The 16,224-nt window shown below is 47.3% G+C and carries 16 protein-coding genes; 8 read left to right on the top strand and 8 right to left on the bottom strand.

The window, feature by feature from the left end:
* Nucleotides 1–63: 63 nt before the first annotated feature.
* The 6 genes from I5M27_RS00995 (at nucleotide 64) to I5M27_RS00970 (ending at nucleotide 5,715) form a co-directional block, all read left to right on the top strand.
* On the top strand, nucleotides 64–492 hold the full coding sequence (locus tag I5M27_RS00995; RefSeq protein ID WP_200504168.1) for an SRPBCC family protein: 429 nt from the start codon (nucleotides 64–66) through the stop codon (nucleotides 490–492).
* Between the two features lie 171 nt (nucleotides 493–663).
* A complete protein-coding gene (locus I5M27_RS00990) occupies nucleotides 664–1,731 on the top strand; it encodes a calcium:proton antiporter (protein WP_200504167.1) in 1,068 nt (355 codons plus the stop codon).
* Between the two features lie 60 nt (nucleotides 1,732–1,791).
* The gene (locus I5M27_RS00985) at nucleotides 1,792–2,262 is read left to right on the top strand and encodes an SRPBCC family protein (RefSeq protein ID WP_200504166.1); all 471 of its coding nucleotides are present in this window, start codon (nucleotides 1,792–1,794) and stop codon (nucleotides 2,260–2,262) included.
* A 339-nt stretch (nucleotides 2,263–2,601) separates the two neighbouring features.
* The gene (locus tag I5M27_RS00980) at nucleotides 2,602–3,729 is read left to right on the top strand and encodes an MBL fold metallo-hydrolase (RefSeq protein ID WP_200504165.1); all 1,128 of its coding nucleotides are present in this window, start codon (nucleotides 2,602–2,604) and stop codon (nucleotides 3,727–3,729) included.
* A gap of 15 nt (nucleotides 3,730–3,744) precedes the next feature.
* Nucleotides 3,745–4,311: a TetR/AcrR family transcriptional regulator gene (locus I5M27_RS00975; RefSeq protein ID WP_200504164.1), complete on the top strand. Its 567-nt coding sequence runs from the start codon at nucleotides 3,745–3,747 to the stop codon at nucleotides 4,309–4,311.
* Nucleotides 4,312–4,494: 183 nt separating this feature from the next.
* Entirely contained in the window at nucleotides 4,495–5,715 is a 1,221-nt protein-coding gene (locus I5M27_RS00970; protein ID WP_200504163.1) for an acyltransferase family protein, read from the top strand.
* Nucleotides 5,716–5,743: 28 nt separating this feature from the next.
* Here the strand turns inward: I5M27_RS00970 and I5M27_RS00965 are convergent, their stop codons facing one another.
* The 4 genes from I5M27_RS00965 to I5M27_RS00950 all read right to left on the bottom strand — a co-directional run bounded on the left by I5M27_RS00965 (nucleotide 5,744) and on the right by I5M27_RS00950 (nucleotide 10,076).
* On the bottom strand, nucleotides 5,744–6,505 hold the full coding sequence (locus I5M27_RS00965) for an alpha/beta fold hydrolase (protein WP_200504162.1): 762 nt from the start codon (nucleotides 6,503–6,505) through the stop codon (nucleotides 5,744–5,746).
* An 86-nt stretch (nucleotides 6,506–6,591) separates the two neighbouring features.
* On the bottom strand, nucleotides 6,592–7,194 hold the full coding sequence (locus I5M27_RS00960) for a thioredoxin family protein (protein ID WP_200504161.1): 603 nt from the start codon (nucleotides 7,192–7,194) through the stop codon (nucleotides 6,592–6,594).
* 235 nt (nucleotides 7,195–7,429) lie between these two features.
* Nucleotides 7,430–9,349, bottom strand: coding sequence for a 1-deoxy-D-xylulose-5-phosphate synthase (dxs, locus tag I5M27_RS00955; RefSeq protein ID WP_200504160.1), 1,920 nt, complete (start codon nucleotides 9,347–9,349; stop codon nucleotides 7,430–7,432).
* A 319-nt stretch (nucleotides 9,350–9,668) separates the two neighbouring features.
* Nucleotides 9,669–10,076, bottom strand: coding sequence for a hypothetical protein (locus I5M27_RS00950; protein ID WP_200504159.1), 408 nt, complete (start codon nucleotides 10,074–10,076; stop codon nucleotides 9,669–9,671).
* A 384-nt stretch (nucleotides 10,077–10,460) separates the two neighbouring features.
* Between I5M27_RS00950 and I5M27_RS00945 the strand changes: the two genes are divergently transcribed.
* Nucleotides 10,461–11,240 (top strand): segregation and condensation protein A, encoded by a 780-nt coding sequence (locus I5M27_RS00945; RefSeq protein ID WP_200504158.1) that lies wholly within the window; start codon nucleotides 10,461–10,463, stop codon nucleotides 11,238–11,240.
* Nucleotides 11,240–12,319 carry a lysylphosphatidylglycerol synthase transmembrane domain-containing protein gene (locus I5M27_RS00940; RefSeq protein ID WP_200504157.1) on the top strand — a complete coding sequence of 360 codons (1,080 nt, stop codon included), beginning with the start codon at nucleotides 11,240–11,242 and terminating at the stop codon, nucleotides 12,317–12,319. Before I5M27_RS00945 ends, I5M27_RS00940 begins: the two co-directional genes overlap by 1 nt.
* 86 nt (nucleotides 12,320–12,405) lie before the next feature.
* Here the strand turns inward: I5M27_RS00940 and I5M27_RS00935 are convergent, their stop codons facing one another.
* From I5M27_RS00935 to I5M27_RS00920, 4 genes are all read right to left on the bottom strand, one after another.
* A complete protein-coding gene (locus I5M27_RS00935) occupies nucleotides 12,406–13,170 on the bottom strand; it encodes a polysaccharide deacetylase family protein (RefSeq protein ID WP_200504156.1) in 765 nt (254 codons plus the stop codon).
* 288 nt (nucleotides 13,171–13,458) lie between these two features.
* Nucleotides 13,459–14,373: an SDR family oxidoreductase gene (locus tag I5M27_RS00930; RefSeq protein WP_200504155.1), complete on the bottom strand. Its 915-nt coding sequence runs from the start codon at nucleotides 14,371–14,373 to the stop codon at nucleotides 13,459–13,461.
* A gap of 69 nt (nucleotides 14,374–14,442) precedes the next feature.
* Nucleotides 14,443–15,129: a peptidylprolyl isomerase gene (locus I5M27_RS00925; RefSeq protein ID WP_200504154.1), complete on the bottom strand. Its 687-nt coding sequence runs from the start codon at nucleotides 15,127–15,129 to the stop codon at nucleotides 14,443–14,445.
* Between the two features lie 227 nt (nucleotides 15,130–15,356).
* Nucleotides 15,357–16,142, bottom strand: coding sequence for a hypothetical protein (locus I5M27_RS00920; protein WP_200504153.1), 786 nt, complete (start codon nucleotides 16,140–16,142; stop codon nucleotides 15,357–15,359).
* Between the last annotated feature and the right edge of the window lie 82 nt (nucleotides 16,143–16,224).

The raw sequence follows: 16,224 nt of genomic DNA, 5'->3' as shown, positions 1-16,224 counted from the left end.
CCGGTTTCAACCAGTTATTCATCTTCAAAACAATTATTCATCACTTCACTTAACCGAAAACCCATGGAAACCACTTCAGCCAAAACCAGCATTACCGTAGAAACCACCGTAAACGCGCCCGTAGAAAAAGTATGGCAATTCTGGACCGCGCCCGAGCACATTACCCAATGGAACAGCGCTTCGGAAGACTGGCACACGCCTTCGGCCGAAAACGACCCGCGCACCGGCGGCAAGTTCAAATCGCGGATGGAAGCAAAAGACGGCAGCGTCGGTTTCGATTTTGAAGGCGTTTACGACGAAGTAAAACCAAACGAATTAATTGCTTACGCCATGCCCGACGGCCGGAAAGTAAAAATAACCTTTGCCGGTAACGGCCATGAAACCAAGGTAACCGAAACGTTCGACGCGGAAGGCACCCATTCCGATGAAATGCAGCGCGCCGGCTGGCAGGCCATTCTGGATAATTTTAAAAAATACGTGGAAGCCAATTAATGCTCCAATTTATCAACAATCTCAGAAGTGCCGGGCGGTTTTGTCCGGCACTTTTTTTTTCCATTAACAGCGTTCAGAAAAAAAATTGCGTAATCCCGGTACCGTAAAGAACAATTTTATGCCGGAAAAAAACCTTAAAAATCTTATCTTGCAAAGAATCAAAAACAACTTATGAGATTATTCCTGCAATGGACCATCATTATCCCGACACTGGCCTGGATCCTGTTTTTTTCGGGGCTTGTACACGACAGTAGTATTTTTCAGGTAGTAGCCAGCGTCCTGCTTATATTAAGCGTAATGTCGGCGGTGCACCATTCCGAGATCATTGCCCACCGCGTTGGCGAACCTTACGGAACCATTATCCTGGCCATTGCCATTACGGTAATAGAAGTTTCCATCATCATTTCGCTCATGATTTCGGGCGGAAAAGAAGCCGTTTCTTTGGCCCGCGATACGGTTTATTCGGCCACCATGCTTATTCTGAACGGCATTGTGGGGCTTTGTCTTTTTATCGGCGGTCTGAAACATCACGAACAGAAATTCTCCAAACATTCGGTGATCATAGCCCTGGTTTCCCTTATTTCCATTGTGGTATTTACCCTGGTGGTGCCTACTTTCACCAAGAGCGCGCAGGGTTCTTATTATTCCTCACCGCAACTTATGTTCGCTTCGGTGGCCTGCCTGGTAATTTACGGCTGCTTTTTATTTGCCCAGACTTCCCGGCACCGCAACTATTTTCTTACCACCGAAATAAAGGAAGATCATCCTTCATTACAAGTAAACAACCGGGTGCTGGTTTTAAGCCTGGTTTTCCTGCTGATAAGTTTAGGCATAGTAGTGCTACTGGCTAAAACCCTGTCGCCTACCATCGAAAGCATTATTACCAGCTACCATTTGCCATTAACACTGGTAGGCGTCATAATTGCAGCCATTATTTTATTACCCGAAAGCATTGCCGCCATTATTGCTGCCCGGAGCAACAAGCTGCAGGTAAGTTTGAATTTATCGCTGGGCTCGGCGCTGGCCAGTATCGGCTTAACCATTCCGAGCGTAGCGCTGGTTTGCTTTATCTACGACATGGAAATCATTCTGGGGCTCGACATTAAATCCATTATTCTGCTGGGGCTTTCGGTGTTTACGGTAATGCTTTCGCTGAGCAGCGGCCGCACTAATATTGTGTACGGCGTGGTGCTTCTGGTCAATTTATTTGCGTTTATTTTCCTCATCATTTACCCCTGAAAAACCAAGCCGCTTTTCAGCTAAGTCTTTTTCATTTTTAGCAGCTACGTTTACCCATTTATGCCAACAAACCAGACTCCCGTGGTAGAAACCCAGATGCTCATCCGTAAACCGGCCGCGCAGGTTTTTCAAGCCTTTACCGATCCGGAGATCACCCGGAATTTCTGGTTTACCCAAGGCAGCGGCAAACTGGAAACCGGTAAAACCATTACCTGGGAATGGGAAATGTACGGCGTTTCGGCGGAAGTTTTGGTAAAGGAAATTCAGCTGAACGAACGCATTCTGATCGAATGGGGCGAACCGGCAACCTCGGTAGAATTTAACTTTAAAACCCTGAGCGAAAACGCGACCTACGTAACCATCAGAAACTACGGCTTCCACCAAACCGGCCCGGAACTGCTGAACGAGATAAAAGATGCGACCGGCGGATTTACCACCGTTTTAGATGGCTGCAAGGCATTTCTGGAACACGGCATTAACCTGAATTTAATTGCCGATAAATTTCCCAAAGAAGTAACGCCGCATCCGTAAACGCAATTTTCGGGCTTTGGAAAGGAAGCTGCTTTTTTAAAACTGATTTTGCCAAAACGCTATCCTTTTCAGCCTAAAAACTGCTTTCTGCTAATCTCTCAAAGTCCTAAGCCGAACTTTTGCAGTAGCATCTTTATTTCCCCGCATGCTAAAGCAGGTTGCGCTGATCAGGAAACTACGCCCTAAATGACTTTTGCCGGGACAACCTGGTGTGGGCCGGCTATTATACCTGGCACTTGCAGCACTTAAAATTCTTTATCCGGAACTTGCTGCAGAAAAAGCCGGTTCCTACCTTTACTGACTGATTAGTCATATCAGTAAAAAATTTCCGGCCTTCAAATGAAAATCCTGCCTAAACTTATGATCACCACCTTCATCATTACCTGTTTTTTGTCCATAACCGGTTTTATGGTCATGCAGCAGGGCCCATTTGGCAAAACGCCCAAAGGCAAACGGCTGGAACGCATTCAAAAATCGCCGAACTACAAAGACGGTGCGTTCCGGAATTTATCCGAAACGCCGGTTCAGGCAGAAGAAGCAACTTTTTTTGGCATGCTTTACGACTTTTTCAACAAATCGAAAAACAACCGGCCGGCCGCATCCATTCCTACCGTTAAATCCGATCTGAAGACTTTTTCCACTCAAAAGCCTAGCATTTTCTGGTTCGGGCATTCGTCTTATCTTCTTAAAACCAACGGCAGAAATATTCTCGTAGATCCCGTTTTCAGCGGTCATGCTTCGCCGTTTTCGTTTATGGTAACGGCTTTTGAAGGCGCCAATAATTACGCCGCTTCCGATCTTCCGGAGATCGATATGCTCATCATTTCCCACGACCATTACGACCACCTCGACTACGAAACCATTACGGCTATTAAAGATAAGGTGAAGCATTTTTACGTGCCTTTGGGCGTGGGCGCGCATTTAGAGAATTGGGGAATTGCCGAAAATAAAATTACCGAACTGGACTGGTGGGAAGCGACTACCTTCGAAAACCTGAAATTAACGGCTACCCCGGCGCGCCATTTTTCCGGCCGCGGCCTTGCGCGCGGGAAATCGCTTTGGGCTTCGTACGTGCTGGAAACACCAAGTCATAAAATTTACATCGGCGGCGATTCCGGTTACGATGCGCATTTTAAAGCCATCGGCGAGAAATTCGGTCCCTTGGATATTGCCATTCTGGAAACCGGGCAATACAACAAAAACTGGCCTTATATTCACATGATGCCGGAGCAAACCGTGCAGGCCGCCCAGGATCTGCAAGCCAAAGTGCTGTTGCCGGTTCATTTAGGAAAATTCGCCCTGGCCTTACACGACTGGGATGAACCTTTGCAGCGCGTGGTAAAAGCCGCCGCCGAAAAGCAGGTAAAGATCACCACGCCCATGATCGGCGAGCCGGTTATTCTGGACGAAACGTACCCAGCCAGCCGCTGGTGGGAAAAGGTAAAAACGGTAGCGAAAGCAGAATAAAAACTACCCGAACGCATGTCTGAGAAAAGAGCCCGCATTATTGCTACCGCCCTGAAATTATTCTGCGAAAAGGGCTTTCAGAATACTTCTACGGCTACCATTTCAAAAGAAGCGGGCGTGGCCACGGGCACTTTATTCCTGTATTTTAAAAGCAAAGACGAACTGATAAATGCCCTTTACCGGGAAGCTAAAAACGAACTGGCCGGCTTTTTTCAACAGGATTTTCCTACTGAACCTTCCGTAGAAAACAAACTCTACCATTTCTGGCAAAAAGCCATTTCGTGGGCCCTGGAAAACCCGTACCAATTCCGGTTTTTCAACATGTACAGTCACTCGCCTTTCATTTCCAGCCTAACCAAAGAAGAATCGGCTTCGGCCTTTCAGTTCACCCTGGATTTTGTAGAGGAAGCCATCGAAGCCGGCAGCCTTGCCCCTATAGATAGCGGGCTTTTCATCGCGCTTTTCAGCGGACAGCTTAACGCAACGGTAGGATTTTTAACGCAAAATCCGCAGCTCACAAACCGGAAAGCCGTAACCGACCAGACCTTTGCTCTGTTTTGGAAAGGGATATCGAAAAGTTAAACGTGACTTTCGGTCAGGCTTATTGCCCGGTCTCGGACGGTCTCAGCGCTTTACGGCGCTTGCAGGCCTGCATAAACAAGGGAATTACGGCTGTGCTAAGGGATTAATTTTTGAATTTCAAACCGGCATACGGGTTAATATTGTATTTTGCTGGCTGATTCCTGAGTCCACCGAAAAGCAAAAATGATTTCCAAACTCACCCAACTTGCCGATCCCTTACATCCGCTTTTCGCGCTCGGTATCTTTTTGCTGGCTTTTCTTACCGGCTTTTTAATCAACAAAATTTTAAAGCCCGGAATCAGTTCGCTGCCAAGCCGCTACGAAACCATCGATGGCCTGAGAGGATTGCTGGGCATTGGAGTCTTTATTCACCACGCCAGCATCTGGCACCAATACCTGCAAACCGGTACCTGGACGCTTACGAGTTCAAACCTGTTCAATCATTTCGGCCAGACCAGCGTTGCGCTTTTCTTTATGATTTCCGCATTCCTTTTCACCAAAAAGCTGATTCAGGCCAGAAAGGAGCCGTTCGATTGGGCGTACTTTTTCGTTTCCCGGTTTTTCAGGCTGGTACCCATGTATTATTTTTCGCTCGCCATCATTATTCTGTATGTACTCATCCTGAGCGACTGGCAAATACAAAGGGGGTTTTCAGAATTTCTGGTATCGGTACTCCGGCTGGGGCTTTTTGAAATTCCCGGCGAAACAGTGCTTAACGGCCATGCCCTTGCCAACCTGATCAATGCCAAAATAACCTGGACGCTGCGCTTCGAATGGCTTTTCTATTTCAGCTTACCGCTGCTTTCTCTGTTCATATTAAAGGTCCGGCCGGCCGTATTTTACCTGGTTGCCAGCATTGCTTTTTTGCTGATATTCTATAAATACCACGGCCTGCAGCATTACCACGACTATCTATCGTTTGCCGGCGGCATTATAACGGCGTTTTTAACGCAACATTTTTCCATTAATTCGAAAAGAAACCAGGCCCTGACGGGATTAATTATCCTTGCCTGCCTGCTGGCCATCCCCCAATTTGAAACCGCCGACAATGTAGTTTGCAAAGCGCTGATCTTCCTGGTTTTTCTGCTCTTCGCGGGCGGAGCGGATCTGTTTGGCGTCTTCAGAAACCAGACCTTGAAATTTTTAGGCGATATTTGCTACAGCACGTATTTGCTCCACGGAATCCTGCTTTTCACGGTTTTCTATTTTGGCTTTGGCCTGAAAAACGCAAAGCAGTTAAGCCCCGCAGAATTTTCTGGTATCATATTTTCGCTCACCCCGGTGTTGGTTATTTTAAGCTATGCAGGCTTCCGCTTCATTGAAAAACCAGCCATCAGGCTTGCCGGCAACATGAAACTGAAACGAAGTAAAAGCGCCGCAAAAAACGGTAGCGTTCTGGCCTGAAAAAGTCGAAAATCTGCTTATTAGCCGATCAGCCGAAAACCAATTCCGCAAATTTTTCCAGGGCCTTCCGGGTTTCGTAAGGCTTTTCGAACATGCCCATGTGGCCGGTACCGCCCAGGAAAACGGTGGTGCTGTTGTTAGGTAAATGGCATTGCTGCAACGTAGCTTCCAGTGGCACGGCTCCATCTTCTTTGCCGGCAATAAACAAAACCGGGAACGCAGCTTCCTGAAGCACTTTCAGGCGTTTTTTACGATCGCGCATGGCCCGCAGGGTTTTCACGATGGATTCTTCGGGCGTGGCTTTGCCGATCTTCTTCAGTTTTTCGATCGCGGTTTTACATTTCTCCCGGTTTTCCGGCGCAAAAAGCGGGGTTACAAAAGAATCCATAAAAACCTCCACGCCATGCTTTTTCACAAACTCGATGGTCTTGTTGCGGGCTTCTTTTTTCTCTTCGGAATCGGGCAAAGCGCTGGAATGGAACAAGCACATGCCCTGCAGCATTTTCGGGTATTTTTCCGCAAACGCCAGACTCACGTAACCGCCCAGCGAATGCCCCACCAGCACGCACTTTTTAATGTGCAGCTGTTTCAGTTCGGCATGCACGGCTTCGGCCATGGCTTCTATGGAATAATCTTTCACCGGCTCCAGGTTTGCACCGAAACCCGGCAGATCTAATGCCACGCAATGGAATTTCTCCGGCAGTTTAGCAATAAAGTCGGTCCATACTTCGGTGCTTTCGCAGAAACCGTGCAGGAATACAAGGGTGTTTTCGGCGGGTTTGGTAGTCATCGTTTTTTAGAAGGTAGCAAACGAAAGTACGAAAAAAAACCTCACAGGTCTTGAAGATCTGCGAGGTTTTAAAAAGCCGGTTCAGCTTAGCGATTACAGTTTTCCAATAATTCGGCACACTCCATTTGCATGCTTTGGGTTTTATCGTTGGAATACCAGGTATGCACCGCGGAAATGAATTCGTCTTTCGGAACGCCCTCGTTTTTAAGGCGTATAAACATTTCCTGCGCGGCTGCCGGACGCGGTCCCCAGGTTCCTAATTCTTCCTGCGTATCGGCATCAAAGCAAATCAGCTTCGGAATAGAGCGGCCGCCATTGGTCAGGTAAAGATCCATCAGTTCCAGATTCTGATCGCGGAGCACAAATTCCAGCGTTATTTTCCCTTCCGAGGCTTCCGCAATTTTAGCCAGCACCGGCACGTTCTGGGCCGCATCGCCGCACCAGCCTTCCGAAATCACTACCCATTGCAATTTCCGGTTAAGCTTTTCCAGGGCTTCGGTTACCTCCGGCCGCAGGCTCACTGTTTTGTCCAGGCGTTTCATGCGTTGGAGGTTCAGTTTGGTATATTCCAGCAGTTCCGGCGTGGCGCACATGCCTTCGTTTACCTGTTTTTCAGTACCGGCTTTGTATTCGGCGTAAGTATATTTCTTCGCTTCCGCGGTCAGATCTAAGGTTTTATTCGTTTCCATCTTGTTTATTTTATTACCGGGAATTGATTTCTCCGGGTTCAAGGCAATTTCGGGTTTGGGTTTAAATATAACGGAAAATTGTTTTCCCTGATAGCATAACTATTGTGTCCGGGTTCTGGTTTCAGGCCGGCCGGTATAGCAAAGGAAACCGCCTGAAATAAAAAAACCTCACCGGTCCTGAAGACTGGTGAGGTTTTTTTATTATTGACTTTTTCGGGCCGAAACCCTACCGTTTTTAGCGCGCGTAAACGTGCTGCGCCATTAGTTCGCGTACGGCTTTTTCAATATCCTGGGGCGCAAAACCGGCTTCGTGCTGCAATTGCAACTGGCTGCCGTGCTCAAAATATTTATCCGGAATGCCTAAGCGGCGAACCTGCGCGTGGTAGTTATGATCGGCCATAAATTCCAAAACTGCCGAGCCAAAACCGCCTTGCAGACAGCCATCTTCCACGGTCACGATCTTATCGTATCTCCGCATGATGTCGTGCAGCATTTCTTCGTCTAAGGGTTTGGCAAAACGCATGTCATAATGGCCCGGATTCAGCCCTTCTAACGAAAGTTTTTCGCAAACCTCCACGGCGTAGTTACCAATGTGGCCAATCGTCAGAATTGCCACTTCTTCGCCTTCCTGAATCACCCGGCCCTTGCCTACTTCAATCTTTTTAAGCGGCGTGCGCCATTCCGGCATTACACCTTCGCCTCTTGGGTAACGGATCGTGAACGGTCCCATATCGGGTTGCGAAGCAGTGAACATTAAGTTACGCAGTTCTTCTTCGTTCATCGGTGCCGAAACGATCATGTTTGGCAGGCAGCGCATGTAGGCCATATCGTAGGTTCCGTGGTGCGTCGGGCCGTCGGCACCGGCAAAACCGGCGCGGTCTAAGCAGAAAACCACGTTCAGGTTCTGAAGACACACGTCGTGCATTACCTGGTCATAGGCGCGTTGCATGAAGCTGGAGTAAATGTTGCAGAATGGCACCAAACCCTGCGTTGCTAAACCAGCCGAAAACGTAACAGCGTGCTGCTCGGCAATGCCCACGTCGAAGGCGCGGTCGGGCATGGCTTTCATCATGATGTTCAGGGAACAACCGCTCGGCATAGCCGGGGTGATGCCCATAATTTTATCGTTCTGCTCGGCCAGTTCTACCATGGTATGCCCGAAAACATCCTGGTACTTTGGCGGCTCGGGTTTCTCGGGAACAGTTTTATAAATTTCGCCGGTAATTTTATCGAACAAGCCCGGTGAATGCCATTTGGTCTGGTCTTTTTCGGCTAATGCGTAGCCTTTGCCTTTTACGGTAACGCAATGCAGTAATTTCGGGCCTGGAATATTTTTCAGATCGTTCAGCACCGAAGTCAGGTGATTCACGTCGTGACCGTCTACCGGACCAAAATAGCGGAATTTCAGGCTTTCGAATAAATTGCTTTGCTTTAATAAAGTTGCTTTAATGCCGCTTTCAACTTTGCTGGCAATCTGCTGCGCGTTCGGACCGAATTTGCTGATCTTGCCCAGAATATTCCAGATCTCGTCGCGCACTTTATTATAAGTTGCCGAAGTAGTAATATCGGTTAAATATTCTTTCAGAGCACCTACGTTCGGGTCGATGCTCATGCAGTTGTCGTTCAGAATAACCAGCAGATTCGAGTTGGTTACGCCCGCGTGGTTCAACGCTTCAAACGCCATACCCGCCGTCATGGAACCATCACCGATCACGGCAATGTGCTGCTTTTCGGTTTCGCCTTTATACTGCGAAGCCACCGCCATGCCCAGCGCCGCCGAAATAGACGTGGAAGAGTGACCTACACCGAAGGTATCGTAAATGGATTCTTTGCGTTTCGGGAAACCCGACAGGCCTTTGTATTTGCGATTCGTATGAAAAACGTCGCGGCGGCCAGTTAAGATCTTGTGTCCGTAAGCCTGGTGGCCCACATCCCAAACCAGTTGATCGTAAGGCGTTTTGAAAATATAGTGCAAAGCCACGGTCAGTTCCACCACGCCCAGACTGGCGCCAAAATGCCCGCCGTAAATGGAAACGTTATCGATAATAAACTGGCGTAATTCCTGGCAAACCTGCACCAGCTGGTCCTGGCTCAGTTTTTTAAGGTCATCGGGCGAATCGATATTCGCTAACAGGGGTCCGGGTTCTATCGTCATGCGGGTGAATTTCGTAATCTATAGCTTAACAAAAACGGTACAAAAAAGTTTGCTCCATTTTGGTTTATTCAGGCAATTAAGCAGGTAAAATTACACATTTTTGATCGCGGATTAAACTGATTTTCAGATTTCGCTGCTTTTTATCGGGTTTGCCATTTTTATTTCCGCAAAACGGTAGGTTTTCAGGCCCGGAATTTAAACGGAGGCAAAAGAAAAATGGTATGGTTCTGCAAGGAAAAAGTACAAACCCATCTGTGCGGACAGGTGGCGACTTGTCCTTACGGGAATCCAGTCCATCTAAAAATCTTAAAATCGTGTTCTAATCGTAGAGAATGATCAGCGAATGAGTTTTCAGTTCCACTTCAGCGCTATCGCGGTTATAATTTATCAGCAGCGAATAATTTTCATCATCCAGTTCCTTTTTCTGTTTCGGGCTGCTTTTCTCGAATTTCTGGCCGTTAATTTCTACGGTAACGGTATATGGGCCTTTCGGACGGTTTACATAAAACAGGTCGGCAATGCTGGCTGAATCGGCGGTGGTAGTGCGTTTGTCGTACACCAGGTCCTTATTCAGGAAAACTTTCACCTGATCGTTCCGGAAAGTTTCCCCCAGCTCGATCTTCATTTTTTTGGCTTTCTGGGCTTCGGCATTTTCAGCCCCGAACAACGCGGCCCAAAGCATTACCAGAATACTCAGCAGCAGCTTTTTATGAATCTGTTTTTGCATAACCCTTAAACGGAAGCGATGTTAAAACGGTATGGTTTGAAGCGAAAAAAGTACCGACCACTGATTTAGCATTGTTTTACTGTAGCGTTAGGGCTTGACCGGTCCGCCTGGTATTGAAACAAGTTGTCTGAACACGATTTTCTGGATTTTAATGATTGCCATGATTTTACCACCGAAAAAGCCTGCAACCAGTTTTCTGCCTGGAGTTCCAAAATCCAGCAATCGGACCCATCCAAATTCAGACAAAATTGGGTGCAGCCTAAATTATCCGTATTTTTGAATTTCCGGCCTGAGACTGAAGCTAAAACGCTAGGGTTTAGGTTGGAAAAAGTACCAGCAAGCAAAAATTCTGCTACCTGATACCCAATACCTGATACCAAAAAAGTGAGTTTCGAAATAAAATTACCCTTGTTTGAAGGTCCTTTCGACCTGCTGCTGTTCTTCATCGAGCGCGATGAGCTGGACATCCACGATATTCCGATCTTCAAGATCACCAACGATTTCATGGATTACCTCAAGCAGCTTGAAAACCTGAACATGGAAGTGGCCTCCGAATTTATTCTCACTGCCGCCACGCTCATGCGCATCAAGGCTAAAATGCTGATCCCGCGCACCGAAAAAGACGATCAGGGCAACGAGATTGACCCGCGTAAAGAACTGGTGCAGCACCTGTTGGAATATAAAAGATACAAAAGCGTACTGGCCGAACTTTCTGAAATGGAAGAAAACCGCCTGAAACAGGAAAAACGCGGCAATTTAGAAGACGAAATGAAGATCCTGGCGGCCAAAACTTCGGTAGAGCTGGAACTGCAGGATCTGAGTTTATACAAGCTCATGCGGGTTTTCGAGAACGTGATGAACCGGTTCCAGGAAGAAGAAAACAAGCCCAAGCATACCGTTTATACCTACCCTTACACCATTGAGCAGCAGCGCGATTTTGTACAATTAAAGGTAAAAGAACAACGCGTTCTCAAATTCACTGATCTGCTACAAGACTTTCCCGATAAAATCGGCGTAATTTTTAACTTTCTGGTTATTCTGGAGTTAATTCAGCTGAACGAGATCTGGGTGCAGGTTAGCGACGGCTTCAATAATTTTGAAGTGCACGCCAGCCCCGACACCCTCACCAAAACCGATTCCGACCAAGATTCCGATCCCGAATAATGGATTTAAATAAAAAAAGTTTCCTTCGCCACTTTACGCCCGCTAAAATTGCCATACCGGTGGCCATAGGTCTGGGCGTGGTGGCCTACATGATCTACCGCGATCCGGCTGCCCAGGATTTTTCGCGCCTGCTCGATGCCAAGCTGCACTGGATATTCATTACGTTTGCCGTTTTGGTGGTCCGCGATTTTGGTTACATGTACCGCATCCGCCACATTACCGGCCGGTTTTTAAGCTGGAAACAATCGGTAGACGTGATCATGCTCTGGGAATTTGCTTCCTGCGTGATGCCCTCGGTGGTGGGCGGTTCTACCATTGCCACGTTTTTACTTCACAAGGAAGGTATTAAACTGGGAAAATCGCTGGCTTACGTAATTGTAACGGCCATGCTCGATAACTGGTATTTTGTAATTGTAGCGCCCATCATCCTGTATTTCGCCAAAGGCCAGATCTTTCCGGATGTGGAAGGCCTGAATTTTTCGGTTAGTTCGGGGCTGGAATACGCACTTTTGATCAGTTACCTGCTCATTACGGCCTACGCCATCATCATGACCTACGCGCTTTTCGTAAATCCGAACGGCGTAAAACGTTTGCTCATCCGCATTTTCAGCATCGGTTTTCTGAAGCGCTGGCGAACCGGCGCGTTCCGCCACGGCAACGAACTGGTTTGGGCTTCGCACGAAATCAAAGGCCACAGCTACGGGTATTGGGTGAAAGCCATTCTTTCTACCGCCTTTGTCTGGACCGCCCGTTACTACCTTATCAACTGCCTCATCGCCGCCTTCACGGATATCGATTTCCACGACCACCTGCTGCTTTTCGCCCGGAATTTTGTGTATAAAGTAGTGCTGATGGTTGCGGTTACACCGGGCGGCGCCGGCATTGCCGAAGTTGCTTTCCCGACGTTTTTCGGCAGCTATTTAGGTGGTTTTACGGCCATAATCGTGTTGCTGTACCGCATTGTAACGTATTACCTGTACCTGATCTTAGGTTCGTTCTTCCTGCCGCGCTGGGTAAAACGCGTTTTCAGCGAAGAACACGAAACTGCCGTGGCTCAGAAAGCCGTGGAAATACGCTAGGGTTTCAGCCTGAAAAAGTAAAAAAGCTGCCCCGGAAATTTCCAGAGCAGCTTTTTTTATCATTATTTGAAAACTGTAACAAAGATTCAAACCCGCACTTTCCGGAACAAACCTTTCAGCTTCCCAAACAGACTTTTTTCAATAATTCTCCTACCGTTTTTTAAAGCCTGCGCTTTCAGTTCCTGCGTCAGCAACTCTTTTCTATCTCTCAAAAGCATATGTTCAAAAGCTTTGAGCGAAACCTGCGCCGGCACTTTCCAGGTTTTTAAGCGCATCAGATCGGCGTTAAAGCTGTTGTAGCCAATTTTGCCCGACAGCAACGCTTCGTACCCGGCCTCCTGCGCTGCAGCCATTACTTTCTTATTAAGGTCACCGATTGGCAGAAAATGCCGCACTTCCTTCCCGGTTATTTCTTCCAGTATTCTTTTAGATTCCGTGAGCGCAATGCGCATTTTTTCTTCCGGAAGCTGGGTCAGATCTACCGGCGAAATGCCCTGCGAACCCAGCGAAAAGCCCGCCCCCACCAGTTCCTGCCAGAAATTTATGCGTTCAGGGTCAGGATTTTCGGTGGTGGATGCAAAAACCGTAACCGGGAAACCAGAAGCTTTTAATTGCTGAAAAACGGTAGGGTTTTGGGCCAAAAAAGTATCGGTGCAGGAAATTAAAAGTGCGTGACGGTGCCAGCGTTTGCGTTTGCGATCATTCTCCACCAGCTCCTCCAGCGAAACCACCGGCATTCGAAGCTTTTTAATGAGCGCCAGTTGGGCGGCAAGATCTTCTTTCTGAACAGAAAGGTTTGGGCTGCCCGATGCGGCCGCCGGCTGGTAATGCAGAATGAGCGCGTTGTGCATAAAAGCTGGATTAGGTTTTCGGAAGATTGAAGCATGCAACTAACGAGCTTTTATACGGCAACCGGTAAAAAGGATTTCATTTGTTATATAATTATGGCAAAAATCCGAAATACCGTACCTGAAAGAAAACTAACTTATACCCAGGCTGTTGGAAAGAAATCCTATACCTTGTTCAGTAGCGCTTTTCATCCGGCAAGTGGCCACATGGCAAAGCACAACTGTACATTTTAAGGTAAAAAAAAAGCGCCGAACGTTCGCCCTGCGCTTTCAAAATATTAAGTCTGCACCCTAAGCCGGGATCTGCTCCGCTACTACCCTGACGCCTTCACTGAAAGGCCGCGGATTGTAGCCCAATACTTTCCGGGCTTTTTCAATTTTAAAACCGGTGCGCGGCGGACGTTTGGCGGGCTGCACAAAATTGGCGGCGCTGGCTTCTTTAATAAAACTTTTATCGAGCTTGAAATAATCGGCTACCTGCAAGGCCATTTCGTAGGGCGTTAAAAAATCCGGTCCTGAAAGGTTGAAAATGCCGGTTGCGTCCTGTTCTACGATCTGCCAGCAACCCATCGCCAGGTCTTCGGCCAGCGTAGGGCTCCGGAACTGATCGTTTACCACCTGAATGGCTTTCTCGTTTTCCAGGCTTTCTTTTACCCACAAAACCAGGTTCGAGCGGCCGTAATCGTGCACAATGCCATACACCACAATGGTGCGGGCAATGGCCCAGGGGCATTTCGCTTGCTTTAAAAATTCTTCACCAGCCAACTTCGTTTCGCCGTAATAATTTACCGGCTTGGCTTCGGCTTCTTCGGTGTAAGGTCCGTTCTCGCCATCAAAAATAAAATCGGTGGAAACGTGCGTAAGGTGGGTATTGAATTTTTCGCAGGCTTCGGCCAGGTATTTAACCGCCAACGCATTCTGCAGATAACAGGCTTCTTTTTGGGCTTCGTCTTCGCAAACATCTACGTTGGTTTGCGCGGCCGTATTGATCACGTGCGTTGGCTTAAAGCTTTCGAAAACGCGCGCAATATCTTCCAGGCTGGTAATATCCAGGTTCTGAAACTGCAGTTCCGGGTAAACCGAGGCCAGCTTATTGGCCCCTTTCGAAGTTGCCAGAATTTCCACGTCGGTTTTGGGCAGCAGCAGATCTACCAGTTTTTGTCCCAGCAATCCGTTCGAGCCGGTTATCAAGATTCGTTTATTCATTTTCAGTATTCAGGAATAGAATCAGGCTGAAAACCGGGCATTATTCCGGCGCTTTCAACCTCAAAAAACTTACGCTTTGATTTTCTCTTTCTTTTCTTTTTTATCCTCTTTCACTTTCACTTCCGCGCCCGGATAAACGTAGCCGTACTTTTTGGTGATGTCTTTCTTCTTCATCGTTTCTACTTTCACGGTCATCTTCACGTCTGTCAGCGGCCGGTCGCGGAAATCTTTCGGCTGTTTGGCAATGGCATCTATTACTTCTAAACCAGAAATAGTTTGCCCGAAAACGGTATAGTTTCCGTCTAAAAAAGGCGTACCGAATTCGTTCTGCACAATGTAAAACTGGCACCCGCTCGATTCTTTTTTCGGGTTTTCGGTGCGGGCGGCCGCCAGCGCGCCTTTAACGTGCTTCAGTTCCGGTTTAAATTCCGCCGGAATCATGTAACCGTTATTGCCCATGCCATCGTCGTTCGGCGATTCGTTTTTGGAATTCGGGTCGCCGCCCTGGATCATGAAATTCTCGATCACGCGGTGAAACGTAGAGCCATCGTAAAAGCCTTCCTTGGCCAGCTTCAGGAAATTGGCTTTGTGAAGCGGCGTTTCTTCAAATAAAACCAGCTTCATTTCGCCCTGCGGCGTGGTAATGGTAACCACATCATCTTTCTTCGAAGTCTTTTTCTTCTTCTGGGCAAAACCAACCGAAACGGTTAGCAAAACAAGTAAAAACGGTAGGGTAAAGCGCTTAAAAAGTAACATCTGTGTAAAGGTGAAAATTTGGAAATGTGAAGATGTGAAAATGATTTGAAAGCAGAAAGCATTTCCGTTGTAAACGCTTCCAGAGCTGCAATATTTTGCGCCTAACGTTATTACGACAAACAACCGCATTTAAAAACGGTAGGGATTGGGCATTAAAAACTGCCTAACCCGCAAAAAAAAGAGACGCAAATTATTGCGTTCCTACGAAGTTATGTGCTTATGAAACTTTAAACTGATTTCCGTTCGAAGGTTTTCAGGCGGATCGGGTAAGCTAATGTAGCGCCGAAAACAGAACCGCGGGTACGCAATTTTGCTTTGTACCGATCATCGTTCTGGCGGTAATCTACTTCAATTTCCATTACATCGGTTAATCCCTGGCTGTAATATAGAGTAAGATCGAAACGGGCATTATTCCGGCTATAAAATTGCGTTCCTAAGCCTATATAAATGGAATTGCTATGCCGGTGCAGAAATTTATGGTAACTAAAGTTAGATTCAGGCTTGCCGTTATGCATATACCTTTTAAATATAGTAGAATCGGCTTGCGAACCATAACGCGGAATTATGCTGTAGATCAGTCCGGCAGTAAGGTATAGATCAAAATTCAACAAGTAATTATCCCTCCCGGGGCTGATGTTTAAGGTATTTACGGTCGTGATTCTTCGTTGCACCAAAAGCTGCACCTGATTTGTCTGGTGAAACGCCGATAAGCCATCCGGGCGGTCGGAGAAATTTGCATCAGATTTTTTATCCTTTAAATGCCAGCCGGTCCAACCCATTGCAATGCCACTTTGCACAGTCCAGTTAGAATTTAATTTAAGTGCCAGCAAAATCCCAGGGCTCCATTCCATGCGTAAAGGTTTTACCGATAAACCATCAGGGGCAGGAAAATTCTTATCGAAACGGCAAATGGGCGTTTGACGGCCTATGAACGGTTTTAAGCTTAAGATTTTCTGCGCCAATACGTTCGTGCAGCAGCTTAAAACGCACATCAGTACCAGGAAATTTCTCATAGTTTCAGCTTGATCATTTCCCCGATAACGCGCCCGGTCAGCTTATATTATCACGAAACATTTTAAATTCCTGCCAATGAAA

Origin of the sequence: Adhaeribacter terrigena, assembly GCF_016623615.1 — a bacterium.
In the GTDB taxonomy this organism is placed as follows: domain Bacteria; phylum Bacteroidota; class Bacteroidia; order Cytophagales; family Hymenobacteraceae; genus Adhaeribacter_A; species Adhaeribacter_A terrigena.
This window is presented reverse-complemented; position numbering and strand designations above follow the sequence as displayed.